The sequence below is a fragment of the Bordetella tumbae genome (assembly GCF_965139195.1).
GTDB lineage: Bacteria > Pseudomonadota > Gammaproteobacteria > Burkholderiales > Burkholderiaceae_B > Bordetella_A > Bordetella_A tumbae.
Genome location: NZ_CBCSJH010000081.1, coordinates 1 through 1,697 on the forward strand (window position 1 = coordinate 1; position 1,697 = coordinate 1,697).

Here is a 1,697-nt window from a genome sequence, read left to right on the forward strand (position 1 = left end):
TCGTCGCATGCAGCTGTATTACCTGCTGCACAGAAGGCACTGCGTTCGGCTCGACTTCGCAGATCGTCTCCCATATCGGTGTCAGCATCAGTTCACCCAGGAGCGACGGTGCTGGCCTGAAAGACTCTTGCGCCATCACCACAGGCTTCTTCGAATCAGCCGTACGGTCAGCCGTCGAAAAAGCGGGCAGAGTCCGGCTGCTGAATCCGCTCAGCCGAACCGCCACCCGACCTTGCGAATCGACGATCTCGACTTGCAGTTTGCGTACCGCGGTGTTGTCGCCTGCCGCGGGCCGCACCACCGCATAGGCGGGCACCGACACCGACGACCACTGCTCCACCGACTGGACCGCAAACGGTACCGTCGGTCCTGTCTCTTCCCGCATCAGGCCTAGGCTGGTCTGCAATGCCCCGTCCAGCAGACTCGGCGGCAAACCATAGGCGGACTCGTCGTCGGCCGACGCAGGCTCTGGCCACTGCAACGACCCGACAGCCAAACTCCCTCCGACTTGCAGCTGCGTCAAGGATTGGAAGCTCGCTCCATAGACCAAGTCCATCGCGGCAAACCGCGAATAACAATCTTCGCGGCTGAGCGTGCGTTCACACTGCGCCCGCAGCCCTGCCAGATCGACGGTCGGCGCCTCGCGCGAGACCGAGACCACTGCCCAGCCTTGGCTGTAGACCTGCACCGATTCACCTTCACCGCTGTAGATTTCGTAGCCGACCCGCCCGTCGTCCTCTACCTCCAGGCCGATGTGCACCTCCAACGGCTTAGCAACCATCAAGGGTCGTATCCAACTCACCTGCTCGATACGGATGGCCCCTTCCTCCTCCAGCGCCAGACTGGCCGCGGCTCGCGCCCACTCCAACTGTGCCACGCCCGGCACAAGCTTCTGCCCTCGCACCACATGATCACGCAGGAAAAATTCCTCGCCCGTCAACAACGTGCTGTAGCGCTGCTCACGAAGCGTGGACGTATTGCGATGCACCAGCGGGTGCAACAACACGGCATCGCCACCCGGCGCGGACAACAGCGCGCCAGCCGGCTGCGCAGCCCGCACACTGAGCGCACGGTCAGGCACCCAATAGCGCTCCTTCGCAAACGGATACGTCGGCAGACTTATCCGGGATGGCCGTGATGTGCCATACAGCGCGGACCAATCCACCGCCAAGCCCTGCACCCACAACTCGGCCAGCTTGCTCACCTTGCCGCGTGCCAGCCACTTGTCTATTAGCTCTCGCAAGTCTTCATCAGCGGCGAAGGCCGACAACATCTCCTGCCCGCGCTTGACCTCGCCCTCATACACATCCTCCAGGCTTGTCTCACGCTGCTCGTAAGCTAACAATTTGCGCGTGAGTTCCTCCACCGAGGTCACCACCATCGCGAGACGCATGCCCAGCGCTTCGCGCCCGACCTGCAGCGTATAGGCCAGCGACGCCAGATTCACTTCGCGCCGCTCCAGATACGCTCGCAACTGCATCGCCTGCGCTCGAAGCTGTTCGTCCGTCCGCGCGGACAGCACCACCACCATCGGCGTACGCCCCATCGAATCGTGCAGCACAGGGGCCTGTGCCTCATACTCCTCCAACACCACATGAGCATTCACTCCGCCAAAGCCGAAGGAACTCACCCCCGCGCGCCGCGGCAACTCTCGACCTGTCTCATCAACCGGCGCTTCCCAAACCCGCTCCTCGCTC

Annotated in this window: 1 protein-coding gene; it reads right to left on the reverse strand. The window is 62.9% G+C overall.

What is annotated here, in order from left to right; all coding sequences use genetic code 11:
* Window positions 1-1,697: polyketide synthase dehydratase domain-containing protein (locus tag ACNA0J_RS29650; protein ID WP_415822604.1), on the reverse strand; the 1,697-nt coding region annotated here is incomplete at both ends.